The sequence below is a fragment of the Aeromicrobium sp. P2_G6 genome, from assembly GCF_056403535.1.
Genome location: NZ_JBFUFH010000002.1, coordinates 147,279 through 161,614 on the forward strand (window position 1 = coordinate 147,279; position 14,336 = coordinate 161,614).

At 68.5% G+C, this 14,336-nt stretch carries 11 protein-coding genes; 10 read left to right on the plus strand and 1 reads right to left on the minus strand.

Features of this window, described 5'->3' with window-relative positions; translation table 11 throughout:
* Positions 1 to 37 precede the first annotated feature (37 nt).
* From AC1DVU_RS07115 to AC1DVU_RS07130, 4 genes are all read left to right on the plus strand, one after another.
* Positions 38 to 934, plus strand: coding sequence for a LysR substrate-binding domain-containing protein (locus AC1DVU_RS07115; RefSeq protein WP_476921737.1), 897 nt, complete (start codon positions 38 to 40; stop codon positions 932 to 934).
* Between the two features lie 130 nt (positions 935 to 1,064).
* On the plus strand, positions 1,065 to 2,240 hold the full coding sequence (locus tag AC1DVU_RS07120; RefSeq protein WP_476921738.1) for a PucR family transcriptional regulator: 1,176 nt from the start codon (positions 1,065 to 1,067) through the stop codon (positions 2,238 to 2,240).
* A gap of 172 nt (positions 2,241 to 2,412) precedes the next feature.
* Positions 2,413 to 4,236: an amino acid permease gene (locus AC1DVU_RS07125; RefSeq protein ID WP_476921739.1), complete on the plus strand. Its 1,824-nt coding sequence runs from the start codon at positions 2,413 to 2,415 to the stop codon at positions 4,234 to 4,236.
* Positions 4,233 to 5,123, plus strand: coding sequence for a universal stress protein (locus AC1DVU_RS07130; RefSeq protein ID WP_476921740.1), 891 nt, complete (start codon positions 4,233 to 4,235; stop codon positions 5,121 to 5,123). The genes AC1DVU_RS07125 and AC1DVU_RS07130 overlap by 4 nt, the downstream gene beginning before the upstream one ends.
* Before the next feature lie 78 nt (positions 5,124 to 5,201).
* Here AC1DVU_RS07130 and AC1DVU_RS07135 read toward each other — a convergent pair whose 3' ends face one another.
* Complete coding sequence (locus tag AC1DVU_RS07135; protein WP_476921741.1) at positions 5,202 to 6,761, minus strand: aldehyde dehydrogenase family protein; 1,560 nt, start codon at positions 6,759 to 6,761, stop codon at positions 5,202 to 5,204.
* A gap of 143 nt (positions 6,762 to 6,904) precedes the next feature.
* Between AC1DVU_RS07135 and AC1DVU_RS07140 the strand changes: the two genes are divergently transcribed.
* The 6 genes from AC1DVU_RS07140 (at position 6,905) to AC1DVU_RS07165 (ending at position 14,186) form a co-directional block, all read left to right on the plus strand.
* Positions 6,905 to 8,464, plus strand: a complete 1,560-nt coding sequence (locus AC1DVU_RS07140; RefSeq protein WP_476921742.1) for a GMC family oxidoreductase — start codon at positions 6,905 to 6,907, stop codon at positions 8,462 to 8,464.
* A 120-nt stretch (positions 8,465 to 8,584) separates the two neighbouring features.
* The gene (locus AC1DVU_RS07145) at positions 8,585 to 10,138 is read left to right on the plus strand and encodes a sugar ABC transporter ATP-binding protein (protein WP_476921743.1); all 1,554 of its coding nucleotides are present in this window, start codon (positions 8,585 to 8,587) and stop codon (positions 10,136 to 10,138) included.
* Positions 10,135 to 11,205 (plus strand): ABC transporter permease, encoded by a 1,071-nt coding sequence (locus AC1DVU_RS07150; protein ID WP_476921744.1) that lies wholly within the window; start codon positions 10,135 to 10,137, stop codon positions 11,203 to 11,205. The genes AC1DVU_RS07145 and AC1DVU_RS07150 overlap by 4 nt, the downstream gene beginning before the upstream one ends.
* Positions 11,206 to 11,256: 51 nt before the next feature.
* Positions 11,257 to 12,393 carry a sugar ABC transporter substrate-binding protein gene (locus tag AC1DVU_RS07155; protein WP_476921745.1) on the plus strand — a complete coding sequence of 379 codons (1,137 nt, stop codon included), beginning with the start codon at positions 11,257 to 11,259 and terminating at the stop codon, positions 12,391 to 12,393.
* An 84-nt stretch (positions 12,394 to 12,477) separates the two neighbouring features.
* A complete protein-coding gene (locus tag AC1DVU_RS07160) occupies positions 12,478 to 13,425 on the plus strand; it encodes an alpha/beta hydrolase (protein WP_476921746.1) in 948 nt (315 codons plus the stop codon).
* Positions 13,422 to 14,186: an SDR family NAD(P)-dependent oxidoreductase gene (locus tag AC1DVU_RS07165; RefSeq protein WP_476921747.1), complete on the plus strand. Its 765-nt coding sequence runs from the start codon at positions 13,422 to 13,424 to the stop codon at positions 14,184 to 14,186. The genes AC1DVU_RS07160 and AC1DVU_RS07165 overlap by 4 nt, the downstream gene beginning before the upstream one ends.
* Positions 14,187 to 14,336: the final 150 nt, after the last annotated feature.

Below are 14,336 nucleotides of genomic sequence, written 5' to 3' on the forward strand. Positions count from 1 at the left end.
GGTATTCGTCAGAATTGATGATGAATAGGAGACCGTCGTGCTGGATGTCCGCCGACTCAAGCTGCTGCGCGAGCTGCAGCTCCGAGGCACCCTCGCCGCAGTCGCTGCGGCCCTCCACCAGAGTCCGTCGTCGGTCTCCCAGCAGCTGACCCTGCTCGAGAAGGAGGTCGGCGTCGAGCTGCTCCGCAAAGTGGGCCGCAAGGTCCAGCTGACGCCCGAGGCCGAGATCCTGGTGGGCCACGCGGCGGCGGTCCTGGAGCGACTCGAACAGGCCGAGTCGGACCTGGCGGCCTCGCTCGAGGAGGCCAGCGGCACGTTGCGCCTCGTCGCGTTCCAGTCGGTCGTGCTGGCTCTCATTCCTGCGACATTGACGATCCTGGCGCGCGACCATCCTGGTCTTCGCGTGACGATGACCCAGCGCGAGCCCGAGACCGCCCTCTACGAGACCTCGGCGCGCGACTTCGACCTCGTGATCGCCGAGCAGTACCCCGGCCACGCGGCGCCGTGGTACTCCGAGCTCGACCGGATGGACCTGACGACTGACGCGATCCGGTTGGCCGTGCCGCCGAAGGGGCAGCCCTGGTCGGAGATCACCTCGATCCAGGAGGCTGCGGACGCCCCGTGGGTCATGGAGCCGCAAGGCGCCGCGTCGAGGCACTTCGCGGAGCAGGTGTGTCGTTCGGCCGGATTCGAGCCCGACGTCCGGTTCGAGACGGCGGACCTGCAGGCCGAGATCCGGCTCATCGAGTCCGGCAACGCGGTCGCCCTGCTGCCCAGCCTGCTGTGGAGAGGCCGCGAAGTGCCGGTCACGCTCCATGATCTCGACGACCTGCCGCGGCGCACCATCTTCACCGCGACCCGCCGGGCGTCCGCACGGCATCCCGCCGTCCTGGCCTGCCGTGAAGCGCTGGCGACGGCGGTCGGTACGTCGTAGGGCCCGATCCGCAGCCGCCGCCGGCACATGTCAGGTCATTTGTCCGGATGTCGAGACATATGGTGTCGAGGTTGTTATCCCGGCCCGGAAGCGAGGATGCTCGGGAAGATGCTGGGATCGGGGGAACGGCATGCGACCTGAGTTCCAGGACGTCGTCGACGAGGTGTCGCGGCTGCTCGGCAGACCCGTGACGCTCGAGGACCGCAACTTCAACCTCGTCGCCTTCGCCTCGCACGACGCGCAGGTCGACGACGTGAGGCTGCGCTCGATCCTGCAGCGCCACTCCACCCGTGAGGTGCAGGACTGGTTCGAGAACTTCGGCATCGCGACGAGCGACGTGCCACTGCGCACCCCCACCTCCGCGCAGCTCGGCGTGGTCAGCCGGCTCTGCCTTCCCGTCCGCTGGAACGGGGTGACGTACGGCTACCTGTGGCTGCTCGACGAGGATGCCGGGATCGACGAGTCGCGCGTGCCTGCCGCGATGACCCTCGCCGACCGGGCCGGCGCCCTGATGGCCCAGCAGGCCCGCTCGCGCGAGGACCTCAGGTTCACGGTCCAGGACCTGTTGTCCGCGGACCCGGAGGCGGTCCAGCGGGCCGCGACGGAGATCCACGCTCTCGGCATCATCGGCCCTGACGTCCCGGTCGTGGCGATCGAGCTCCGCCTGGTGACCGCCGGCCCGGCTCAGCTCGTGCCCATGAACCTGTGGCGGCTGCCGCGGACCGTCCTGGCCGCTAGCGGTGACGAGCACAACACGCTCCTCGTGCCGGTGGGGGAGAACGGTCTCGAGCTCGCCCGAGACGTCGCCCGGCAGGCGAGGGAGCTGTATGCCGAACGACTTCCCGCGTCCGCACGCGAGGGGCTCGTCGCCGGGATAGGCGGTGTCCAGCCGAACCTCTCCGAGGCCCGGGCCAGCTGGCTCGAGGCCAGGCTCGCGACCCGAGTCGCCGAGGCGGTGCCGACCCTGCGCCCGATCGCCGCATGGTCGGAGCTCGGGGTCTACCGGCTGCTGGCGTGTGGTCCCGACAAGGCCCTGACCAGTGCGGTGCTCGATCCGGCCGTGCTCCGGCTGCTGGAGGAGGATGCGGACCCCGATCTCCGGGACACCGCCCTGGCCTACCTCGACGCGGCCGGCAACGTGCAGGACACCGCGACGGCGCTCGGGGTCCATCGGCAGACCATCTACTACCGCGTCCAGAAGATCGAGCAGGTCACCGGTCTTGACCTGTCTCGCGGCGACGACAGGCTGGTGCTGCACCTCGGCCTCGTCATGGCGCCGTTCGTGACCGACTCCGGCCAGGCGTGAGTCGGTTGTGCATCTGTCACACCACACGTCGACGAGATTCGTATGTCTGTCGATCGCCGCCCCTCGCGCTGAGGTCTAGGTTCAGACGAATCACCCACGGCAGAGCCTTAGCCGCCCGCTCTCCCTCAACTGCCCGTCACCACGTCATCGACGCATCCCTTTGGAGACACGCATGTCAGCCGGACCCGAGCTCAAGAAGACCCTGACCCAACGCCAGCTCTCGATGATCGCGATGGGAGGTGTCATCGGCGCCGGCCTGTTCGTGGGATCAGGCGCGGTGATCGGCGACGCCGGCCCTGGCGCCTTCATCACGTACGCCGCGACCGGAGTCCTCATCATCATGGTGATGCGGATGCTGGCCGAGATGGCCGTGGCGAACCCCTCCACCGGCTCGTTCGCCGACTACGCGCGCAACGCGATGGGCGGCTGGGCCGGCTTCTCGGTGGCCTGGCTCTACTGGTACTTCTGGGTCATCGTCGTGGGGTTCGAGGCGGTGGCAGGAGCCAAGATCATCCAGTACTGGGTCGACATCCCGTTGTGGATCTCGGCCCTGGTCCTGATGGCTCTCATGACCTCAACCAACCTGTTCTCGGTGTCCTCGTTCGGCGAGTTCGAGTTCTGGTTCGCCGGCATCAAGGTCGCGGCGATCATCTTCTTCATCGTCTGCGGCAGCCTCTTCGTGATCGGTGCCTGGCCCGACAAGGGACTCGACTTCAGCAACCTGTGGGACCACGGCGGCTTCATGCCGAACGGCCCGACCGCACTGTCCGCAGGCGTGGTCACGGTCATCTTCTCGATGGTCGGTGCCGAGGTCGCGACGATCGCGGCCGCCGAGTCCGAGAACCCCGAGCGCGCCGTCGCCAAGGCCGCCAACTCGGTCATCACCCGCATCTGCCTGTTCTTCGTCGGCTCGGTGTTCCTGCTCTCCGTGATCCTGCCCTGGAACTCCCAGGACCTCTCCGGATCGCCCTTCGTGGCAGCGTTCACCGAGATGGGCATCCCGTATGCCGACGACATCATGAACGCCGTCGTCCTGACCGCGGTGCTCTCGTGCCTCAACTCCGGCCTCTACACGTCCTCACGGATGCTGTTCGTCCTGGCTGCCCGCCGCGAGGCACCCGCACAGCTCGTCAAGGTCAATGGCCGCGGAGTGCCGATGGTCGCGATCCTCGCGTCGTCGGTCGTCGGGTTCCTCTGCGTCATCGCTGCCGCGATCGACGAGGACGGCGTGTTCCTGTTCCTGCTGAACTCCTCGGGCGCGATCATCCTGTTCGTCTACCTGCTCATCTCGATCTCCCAGATCCGGCTTCGCCTGCGGGTCGACGACTCGACGCTGAAGGTCAAGATGTGGCTGTTCCCCGTGCTGTCGATCCTGACCGCGCTCGGCATCCTCGGCGTGCTGCTGCAGATGGCACTGACCGACAGCGTCCGCTCACAGCTGGTGCTGAGTCTGCTGTCGTGGGCCGTCGTGGTCGTGCTCTATGCCGTCAACAAGTTCGTCCTCAACCGTTCCGGCGACGGGGCGCCGGCCTCGACCGAGCAGGCGCGCCGCGTCCTGGTGCTGGCCAACGAGACAGCCACGTCCGGTGAGCTCCTCGACGAGCTGCGGCGCATCGATTCCGAGGGCGCAGCGACGTACTTCGTCTGTGTGCCGGCCAGTCCGGTCGAGACGGGTCAGGCGGCCGTCAACGGTCCCGTCAACGTATGGGACGCCACCGCACTCGCCGCACGGGAACGGCTCGAGTACACCCTCGAGACGCTCAGGTCGGAGAACCTTGACGCATCGGGCGAGCTGGGCGACTACCGCCCGCTTCGCGCGCTCAGTCACGCCGTCGAGACGTTCCGGCCCGACCAGATCGTGATCGCCACGCGGCCGCTCGCGGACTCGGTGTGGCAGCGCTACGACGTGGTCGACCGGGCCCGGACGACTTACCCGATCCCGGTCACCCATGTCATCGCGACCCCTCTCGTGGCCGCCACGGTGGAGGACGCGTGACTGTCGTCGCCGGGTGCACCCTCAAGGAGAGCGGCAATGCCAGCCTGGAGCTGGCCGCCACGCTCGCCCGGTCGACGGGGGAGGACGTCGTGGTCGCGGTGGTCGTCAGCGCGGCCTGGCCACCCAGCACCGAGCGCGTCGACGCGGAGTACCGCACGTTCCTCACGCAGCGCGGCGAGCAGGTGATCGCGCAGGCCAAGGAGTGGATGCCGGCCGACATCGACGCCAGCTTCGTGCTGCATCACGCCGCGTCGATCCCGACCGGGCTGGTGGAGGTGGCGCAGCTGCATGACGCGAGCGTTCTCGTGCTCGGGTCGTCCGAGAGCGGCGGCCTGGGCCATGTGGCGCTAGGCAGTGTGGCCGAACGCATCGTGCACAGCTCGCCGGTCCCGGTGGCGCTCGCGCCTCGCGGGTTCCGGGCCGAGCCGGGTGGGCGGGTTCGCCGGGTCACTGTCGCGTTCAACGGCACCCCCAAGGACCGGGCCCTCGTACGCTCCGCAGCCGCCTATTCCGCCCGCACGGGCGGCTCCTTGCGGGTCGCGTCGTTCTCGGTGCGGCCCAAGATGCTGTTCGCCGCGACGCTGGCCGGCTCCGGCGAGGACCTCGTGGTCGACGAATGGTCCCGGCAGACCGGCAAGGTCATCAACGAGGAGCTCGATCACCTGAGCAGCCTCCCGGATGTGCCGAGTCGGCTCGAGTCGGTGATCGGCGAGGGGTACGGCTGGCGTGAGGCGATCGGCCAGGCGCAGTGGTCGATGGGAGATGTCCTGATGGTCGGGTCGAGCTCCCACGGTCCCCTCGCCTCGGTGTTCCTGGGGTCGCGAGCCTCCAAGATCCTCCGGTACGCGCCGGTGCCGGTGATTGCCGTGCCTCGTCCCCGCACGTAGACGAGGAAAGGCCCCTGACCAGCAGACTTGGTCAGGGGCCTTCGTCGTGCGCGGGGGAGGGATCCCGCGACGCTGGGGTCAGGCGGTCGTGCCCGGACCGGTGCCGAGCGGCACGCCCGCTGCGACGGAGTCCGGAAGCGCCTTGCTCGGGTCGATCGAGATGGTTCGCGAGGTGAGGTACTCCTGGACGGCGGTCACGCCGTGCTCGCGGCCGATGCCGGAGTTCTTGAAGCCTCCGAACGGCGAGCCGAGGTCGGCCGCCATCGTGTTGACCGCATACGTCCCGGCACGCACCCGGCGAGCGACGTCGAAGCCGTGCGCGTCGTCGGCGGTGAAGACCGCTCCGGCCAGGCCGTACTCGCTGTCGTTCGCGATCGCGACGGCGTCATCCTCACCCTGGTGCGGGATCAAGGAGATGACCGGACCGAAGATCTCCTCGCGGGAGGCAGTCATCTGGTTCGTGGCGTCGGTGAGGAGGGTGGGCTCGTAGTACCAGCCGCGATCGAGGTGCGAGGGCCGGCGCCCGCCGACCTTGACGGTCGCGCCCTCCGACACGGCGCCGGCGACGTACGCCTCGACGCGATCGCGGTGTGCGGCCGTGATGAGCGGGCTGACGACGGTGTCGAGCTCCATCGGGTCACCGACCTTGAGCGAGGAGAACGCGTCGGCGAGCGCATCGGCGTACGTCGAGTACTGCGACTCGGGCACCAGGATGCGGGTCTGTGCGGCGCAGTTCTGGCCGGCGTTCACCCCGACACTGGCGCCGATCAGGATCGGCAGGATGTCCTCGAGACGGGCGTCCTCCAGCACGATGGCAGCGGACTTGCCGCCGAGCTCGAGGACGCAGGGCCTGATCAGCTGGCCGCAAGCAGCGGCGATCTTGCTGCCGACCGCTGCAGACCCGGTGAAGCTCACCATGTCGACGCCCGGATGGGTGACGAGGTATGCCGACTCGTCCGCGCGCGCGGCGACGATGTTGACGACGCCGGGCGGCAGGCCGATCTCGCGGCACACCTCGCCGACCACGAACGAGGCGAGCGGGTTGGGCTCGGTGACCTTGATGACGACGGTGCATCCGGCGATCAGCGCCGGCGCGACCTTCTGGCCGATCGCGGCGAGGGCGAAGTTGTATGCGGGGAACGATGCGACGACGCCGACGGCTTCCTGGAGCACGAGGCTCTTGCCCGCCATCGGGATGATGCTGCCGCCCTCGGACTTGCCGGCCAAGGGGGAGAGGTCGCTGACGCGTACCTCGGCCATCTGCAGGGACCGGCCGACCTCGGCGTTGTAGTTGAGGCTCATGACCGGGGCGACGGCCTGGTAGACCTGCGAGAGGAACAGCGTGCAGCCGGACTCCTCGGTGATGAGCTCGGAGAGCTCCTTGGTCCGCGACTCGAGACCACTCGCGAGCGCCTCGAGGTAGGTGGCGCGCTCGTCTGGTGACATCCGCGGCCAGGGCCCGGAGTCGAAGGCCCTCCGCGCGGCTGCGACGGCGGCGTCGATGTCGGCGCGTGCCGCGGCAGGGACCCGCCCGATCCGCTCCTCCGAGCGAGGGGAGATGACGTCGAGGACATCGGTGCCCTGCGCCTTGTGCCAGTCGCCGTCGATGAAGAAGGAGTCGTGATCGCGCATGTCCATGGGGGAGGCCTAACCAAGATGAGGTGAATTCGGTTTAGAGAACGGTATCCGCATGTGTCGCAGGCCACAAGACCCATTGCCACACTTCCTGAACTGAGTTAGATTCATGACATCAGAACCGGCACGACGAACGAGGATCCGACATGACCACCCAGACGAACTCCCCCCAACAGTCAGCGCCAGGCAGGCGAGTCATCGTGGTCGGCGGCGGCTCTGCCGGCTGCGTCATGGCCTCCCGGCTCTCGGAGGATCCCTCGACCGAGGTCGTGCTCGTCGAAGCCGGCCCGGACTACGAGGACATCGACGAGCCCGCTGCGGCCAACGTGCGCAATGCGTGGCTGTTCGGCTTCACGAGCCACGACTGGGGCTACGTCTCGGACGACCACATCCCTGAGTCGACCAACACCCCTGACTTCGCCATCGTGGAGCAGGGTGTCCTCCCGGTGTTCGCCGGCAAGGTCACCGGTGGCGGATCGTCGGTCAACGCGACCAACGCCCTCCAGCCGACCAAGCTGGACATGGATCGCTGGGTCGGCCTGGGTGCGACGGACTGGACGTGGGACGAGGTCCTGCCCTATCTGCAGAAGATCGAGAGCGACCCCATCGGGGGAGAGCGGCACGGCAGCGAAGGGCTGGTGCCGATCCACCGCTGGACCGCCGACAACGGGCTGCGGCCGTTCATGCAGGCATTCGTCGACGCGTGCGCCGAGCAGGGGCATCCGGTGACGGCCGACCTCAACGGCGAATCGCAGCGCGGCGCGGGACCCGTGCCGCTCAACCAGCGCGACGGCGTGCGCCAGAGCTCCGCGGTGACGTATCTCAAGGCTGCCCGCGGACGCCCCAACCTGACCGTGATGGACGACCAACAGGTCGACCGCGTGCTGTTCGACGGCACCCGCGCGATCGGGATCCTGCTCGTCTCGGGCGAGGAGCTGTTCGCCGACGAGGTCGTGCTGTCGGCCGGCAGCATCGGCAGCCCGGCGATCCTCATGCGCTCCGGCGTCGGCCCGAAGCCGCTGCTCGACGACCTGGGCATCGACATCGTCTCGGAGCTCGACGGGGTCGGCCAGAAGCTCGGCGACCACCCGCTGGTCTACATGACGTACGAAGCGGATCCTGACGCGATCGGTGAGCTGCTGCCGCCGCTGCAGACGATGCTGGTCTTCAGTTCGGGCGGGCCGGACTCGGCGCTCGAGCCCGACCTCCATGCGATCCCGTTCACCCTCGAGCCGGGACTCATGATCGTCGCCGTGGGACTCGTACGCCCGCTGTCGATGGGCAGCGTCTCGATCCGGTCGCGCGACCCGCTGGAGAAGCCGCAGATCCTGCTCAACCTGATGCACCACCCCGACGACCTCAAACGCCTCGCCGCGGGTGTCGCGCACGTCCGCGAGATCGTCGCCTCGCCGAGCCTCGAGAAGTACGTCGGGGCGGAGCTGTGGCCTGGTCCCGACGTGGTCGATCGCGGCGACATCAGCCGCGCCGTGCTCGAGGCCAAGAACACGTACGTCCACATGGTCAGCACCTGCAGCATGGGTGATCCGGGCCTTCCGTGGGCCGTCGTGGGCCAGGACGGCGCGGTGCACGGAACGCAAGGTTTGAGGGTCGTCGACGCCTCGATCATGCCCGTGATCCCGTCGGTGCCGACCAACTTCACGACCATGATGATCGCCGAACGGTGCGCTGACCTGATGCGCCGCTGAGTCCGGCGCGCGGCGAAAACCGAAACCTCGCCGAACCCTTGCCAAGGGTGAAACGCATCTGTACAGTCCCTAACTGAAGTCGGTTCAAGTGACCGGGGTCACAACGAGAGGAGCCAGCGAATGAGCATTTCCGAGAACGTGGGCGCAGGCGAAACCGTCCTGGCACCTGCCCAGACGGAGACCGTGCTGCGCGTCGATGGCCTCTCGAAGACGTTCCCCGGAACCCGGGCGCTCGACGATGTCAGCATCGAGATCGCCCGCGGTGAGATCCACGCCCTCATGGGCCAGAACGGCTCGGGCAAGTCGACGTTGATCAAGCTCCTCGCCGCTTACCACTCGGCCGATCCCGGCGCCGTCGCCGAGATGGACGGTGCCGAGTTCGAGATCGGCAAGTCCGTCCCACACGGCCTGCGCTTCGTCCACCAGGACCTCGGCCTGATCCTCGAGCTCAGCGCCCAGGACAACCTGGCCCTGCGCGGCGGCTTCGCCCGCGGCTTCGGCGGCCGGGTGCTGTGGCGCCAGCAGGAGGCGGAGACCCGCCGGATCCTCGCGGCGTTCGACGTCGACCTCGACATCCACCGCCCCCTCGCCGCCGCGACTCCGGTCGAGCGCACCGTCGTCGCGATCGCCGCGGCGCTGCAGGGCTGGGACGGCGATGGTGTCCTCGTGCTCGACGAGCCCACCGCGGTGCTGCCGCACGACGAGGTCCAGCGTCTGTTCGACGTCGTGACCCAGGTCCGCAAGCGCGGCACCAGCATCCTGTATGTCTCGCACCGCATGGACGAGATCTTCACGCTCGCCGACCGCGTCACCGTGCTGCGTGGCGGCCGGCGCGTCGGCACGTACGACATCGACGGCCTCGACAGCCGCGCGCTCGCGACCCTGATGGTGGGCAACGACGTCGATCCGGACTTCCGCGCCGACGTCGTGGCCCGCACGGACACCGCCGTGACGCTCGAGGCGAAGGACGTGCGCGGCAAGTGGCTGCGCGGCGTCAACCTCGAGGCGCATGCGGGGGAGATCCTCGGCATCGCCGGCCTCGCCGGAGCGGGCACGCTCGAGCTGCCGTACGTCCTCGCCGGACAGGGCGGGCCCCTCGCCAGTGGCGAGATCCGCCTGCCGGGCCGATCCGACCAGTGGCACGACGTCCGCCAGGCCGGCGACCTCGGCATCCCGCTCGTCCCGTCCGACCGGCAGACCGAGGGCGTCATCGCGGAGTTCTCCGTCGGGGAGAACCTCTCGCTGTCGTCACTGCGGAGCCTCGGCCGTCCGGGGCACCTGTCCGCGGGACAGGAACGCAGCCTGGTCCAGCAGTGGAGCGACCGGCTCGACGTCGTCGCCGCCGGACCGTCGGCCCCCATCTCAACTCTCAGCGGCGGCAACCAGCAGAAGGTCGTCCTCGCCCGTTGCCTCGCGATCTCACCGGACGTCCTGGTGCTGTGCGAGCCGACGGCGGGCGTCGACATCGGTACGCGCGTGGCGATCTACCGGATCATCGCCGACCTGGCTGCGTCCGGGCTGACGGTCATCGTGGCGTCGTCGGACGAGGGCGATCTGTTGGCGCTCTCGACGCGCATCCTCGTGCTTCGGCACGGGGTCGTCGCCGAGGAGCTCGCAACCGACGGGTTGACCAAGAACGAGCTCATCCGAGCAATCGAAGGAGCGGGACAGTGAGCATCAAGGTCGAGGAGAAGACTGTGGCAGCACCGAGCGCGACCAGCGAAGGGGCCACCTCCGGCGGAGCGTCGCGATGGGTCAACCTGCTGGCATTCGACAAGATCGGCGCGATCTACGTCTGGATCGCGATCGTCGTGGTGTTCTCGTTCTGGGCACCCGACACGTTCCCCAACATCACGACGGCGAAGCAGATCCTCAACTCCAACGCCATCACCGGCCTCGCCGCCCTCGCGGTGACGATCCCCTTGGCGGCCCGGGTATTCGACCTGTCGTTCGCGCTCAACATGACCCTCTGTGGTGTCGCGGTGGCGCACTTCGTCGTCGATGGCGTCCCGCTGGGCCTGGCCTTGGCGCTGGGTGTCCTCATCGGCCTCGCGGTCGGCCTGATCAACGCGACCGTGGTCGTCGTGATGAAGATCGACTCGTTCATCGCGACCCTCGCGACCGGATCACTGATCCAGGCCCTCATCACGCTCGTCACCAACGACACCCCGATCAGCGACGCGAAGCTGTCGGGCGGCTTCTCCAAGATCGGCCAGACGACGGTCGGCGGCATCACGCTGCCGGTGCTCTACTTCGCCGCCGTCGCCGTGGCGATCTGGTACCTCCTCGAGCACACGGCCACCGGTCGCCGGCTGTATGCCACCGGGTTCAACCCCGATGCCGCACGGCTCGCCGGTGTCAGCGTCGCGCGGCTGCAGTTCATGACCCTTGTGACGTCGGGCGTGCTGGCCGGCGCGACCGGGATCGTGCTGGCATCGATCCTCGGTGGTGGCTCGCCGACCGCCGGCACCCCGTACCTGCTGCCCGGATTCGCCGCGGTGTTCCTCGGCGCGACGCAGCTCAAGAACGGCCGGTTCAACGCCGGCGGCACGATCATTGCGGTCCTCCTGCTCGGCACCGGCACGACCGGTCTGGGACTGGCGAACGCTCCGCAGTGGTCGGGCGCCCTCTTCGTCGGCATCGTCCTGATCGCCGCACTCATGGTGACGGGCCTGCAGCGCCGCACCACGTTGTCCGCCCGCGCACCTGCGGCGGACGAGCCCGAGCCGCAACCGGCCTGACCACCTCCCTCCAACTCTCGGGGCGTTATGTCCACACAGAAAGTGAGAAAAATGTCCAAGCAACCTGGCAGCTTCCGCGGCCGTACCAAGGGCGGTGCGCTGGCGATCGTGCTCGCAGCACTTCTCGTCATGGCATCGGCGTGCGGCAAGAGTGATGCATCCAGCTCGTCGTCGGTCGACAACGCCGGGCTCAAGGCAGCCGAGGCCACCGTGGCCAAGGCGTCCGAACGGCCGACCACGATCCCAGTCACCGAACCCGTCGGCAAGCCGATCCCCACGGGCAAGAAGATCACGTTCGTCAGCTGTGGCGTGGAGGCCTGCGCCATCCAGGGCCCGATCCTCGCGGCCGGCGCCAAGTCGCTCGGTTGGACGGTCGACCAGGTCGCGACCGACGGCTCCGCGGAGAAGGTGCAGGGCGCCATCGACTCGGCCATCCGCAACGGTGCCGACGCGGTCATCCTCAACGCAGCCGACAAGGATGCGTACGCCAAGCAGATCGCCGACGCCAAGAAGGCCGGCGTCCAGTTCGTGACCTGCTGCTCGCTGGCCACCGCCGGCGACGGGCTGCTCTACAACACCGCGACCGACAAGCAGAACGGTCCGATCGGTGACTACCTCGCTGCTGAGGTCGTGTCCTCGAGCAAGGGCAAGGCCAACGCGCTCTACGTCAACATCTCGGCGTTCCAGATCCTCAAGCAGGTCGGCGAGTCGTTCGACGCCGGCGTCAAGAAGTACTGCTCGAGCTGCTCGGTCGACAATCTCGACATCCCGCTGACCTCGCTGGGCAAGGACGCGCCGGACCGGATCATCTCCTACCTGCGCAGTCATCCGAAGGTCAACTACGTGGCGCTGTCGGTCACAGATGCGCTCGGCGCAGGTCTCCCGGCTGCGCTGAAGGCGGCCGGGCTGGGCGACAAGGTCACGATCGTCGGCCAGGGTGGAGGCACGCAGAACTTCACCGACATGAAGGCAGGCTCGATCGATGCCCTCGTCCCGGCTGACCTGTTCTCGTACGACTACCTGATGCTCGACGCACTGGCTCGCCACTGGGCCGGAGTGCCGGTCAACGACGCCGGTCCGCCGTACTGGCTGGTCAAGAAGGACACTGTCCCGACGGACACGTCCAAGCCGTTCCCGGTGATCGAGGACTACAAGGCGCAGTACGAGAAGCTGTGGGGCGTTTCGTGAGCCGCAGCTGAACCCACGCATCCGGCATCGGCGTCCCTCCAGGCGCCGGTGCCGGATGTTCCACATCCCCTTGCAGGAGAACTCATGATCGAAAGCGACATCCGTTCGTACGAGCTCGACATCGACGTGACGGACTCGCTGCCGTTCGTCTCGACCGCCACCACTCTCCGCGCGTCGGTGTGGCCGGTTGAGCGTCCGAGAGCCGTGCTGGTGTGCTGGCCCGGTGGGTCTTACAGCCGCACGTACTGGGACTTCAGCGTGCCGGAGCGCCACGGCTACAGCTTCGCCGAGCACATGACGGCCCGCGGTTTCACCGTCGTCGCCGTCGATCCGCTCGGTGTGGGGGAGAGCTCGCGACCCGGGGACGTCGACCTCGTGACGCTCGAGTCGATGACCGACGCGGCCACCGCGGCGGTCCGCCAGCTGCGCGAGCGCCTGGCACCTGAGGGAGTCCCGGTGATCGGCATCGGCCACTCGCTGGGCGGTTGCCTTTCCCTGGTGGAGCAGGCGCGGCACGGCAGCTACGAGGCCGTCGCGAACCTGGGTTTCACCCACGGGGCCAAGCCGATCCACTCGCCCGGTTCGACCGGCCCGGAGCCTGAAGCGCTCGCCGTTGCCGTTGAGCACGCGAAGGCCTTCTTCGGTGGACAGTGGGACGACGGGTACGCCCTTGCGCCGCGCGAGCCCAATCATGCGTGGCTGCACGACCCGGATGTGCCAGCCGACGTGATCGCAGAAGACGATCGCCAGGCATCGGCGTGGCCGCGCCAGTCGTACGTCGGTGCGTTGCTCTCGGGACACTCCGGGTCATACGCGGCGCAGGTCTCGTCTCCGGTGTTCGTCGCTTTCGGCGAGCACGACGTGCCTGAGCACCCGCATGACGACATCGGCTACTACCAGGGCAGCGGCGACGTGACGCTCATGGTGCTCCCGGCGAGTGCGCACTGCCACAACTTCGCGGGCACCCGTGCCTTGTTGTGGGACCGCCTCGCGGACTGGGCAGGCAGGTTCGACAGAGCGGCGTCTCGATGACGAGTCGGCTGGCCGGGCGCTCGGCGCTCATCACCGGCGCCGCCAGCGGCATCGGCGCAGCCGTTGCCGAGCTGTTCCACGCGCAGGGCGCGACCGTCATGCTGACCGACGTCACCGACGACGCGGGTCTGGCGTTGGCCGCACGACTGGGCGACCGGGCGACGTATCGGCACCTCGACGTCACGTCGGAGGACGGTTGGTCCGCCGTCGTCGCCGAGCTCGAGGCGTCGAGCGCCGGCTGGACGACACTCGTGACCTCGGCGGGTGCGGCGCTGCGCGGTCCACTGGCGGACACTTCCGTCGAGGATCTGCGGCGGCTGCTGGACCTGAATGTGATCGGCACCTTCCTCGGCGTACGCGCAGCCGCTCGCTCGATGACCGGGCCTGGCGCGTCGATCGTCACGATCGCGTCGCTGCGCGGCATCGAGGCGACCGCGGAGCTCGGAGCCTATGGCGCATCGAAGGCCGCGGTGACCCTGATGTCGCGCGTCGCCGCCCTCGAGGTCGCCGGCCGCGGCATCCGGGTCAACACGATCTGTCCCGGCAGCATTGCGACGCCGATCACCGACCGGCCCGACTTCGACGGCACCGACTGGGAAGCGTACGTCCGAAGCATCCCGCTCGCGCGTCGCGGCACCGCTGACGAAGTCGCCCAGGCGGCGCTGTTCCTCGCCTCCGACGACAGCGCGTACATGACGGGCACCGAGCTCGTGATCGATGGCGGTACGGCAGCCGGACGGACGACCCCAGTCACCGGCTGACTTGGTCGCGGGAGAAGGTCGAGCCCCGGATCGCCCTGTCTGCAGGTGGTGCCCTATTCCGCCCGCTAAGACGTAGTAGCAGTCGAAGGCATCGACGTCGAGGGCAAGACCGGCGGCCATTAGGAGCAGGACAAAACTCAAGGGCCCGGC